Source organism: Haloarchaeobius marinus (genome assembly GCF_051207415.1).
Lineage (GTDB): Archaea > Halobacteriota > Halobacteria > Halobacteriales > Natrialbaceae > Haloarchaeobius.
This window is the reverse complement of record NZ_JBPKGD010000018.1, coordinates 1-506: the sequence shown is the minus strand read 5'-3', so window position 1 is coordinate 506 and position 506 is coordinate 1. Positions and strand designations below refer to the sequence as shown.

General features: G+C 65.0%; 1 protein-coding gene. It reads left to right on the top strand.

Annotation, left to right across the window (positions count from 1 at the left end; genetic code table 11):
• Positions 1-8: 8 nt before the first annotated feature.
• On the top strand, positions 9-506 hold a 498-nt coding region (locus ACSC1W_RS20905), incomplete at its 3' end, for a 50S ribosomal protein L16 (protein WP_435349777.1).

The window sequence follows — 506 nt, the reverse complement described above, 5'->3', positions numbered from 1 at the left end:
TAATACCCATGTCCGACAAACCGGCGTCGATGTACCGGGAGATCTCCAAACCCGCGTACACGCGACGTGAGTACATCACCGGCATCCCCGGTTCGAAGATCGCACAGCACAAGATGGGCGACACCAGTTCGGACCCTGAGGACTGGCCCGTCCAGATCTCGCTCGTCCTCGAAGAGGAGTGCCAGCTCCGCCACGGCTCGCTGGAGGCCTCCCGACTGTCGGCCAACCGCCACCTCATCAAGACCCTCGGCGAAGGCAACTACTCGATGATCCTCCGGAAGTTCCCCCACCACGTCATCCGGGAGAACAAACAGGCCACCGGCGCCGGCGCCGACCGCGTCTCCGACGGCATGCGCCAGGCCTTCGGCAAGATCGTCGGCACCGCCGCCCGCGTCCAGGCCGGCGAACGCCTGTTCACCGCCTACTGCGACGTCGACCAGGCCGACGAGGTCAAAGAAGCCTTCCGCCGCGCCTACAACAAGATCTCACCACCCTGCCGCATCGTC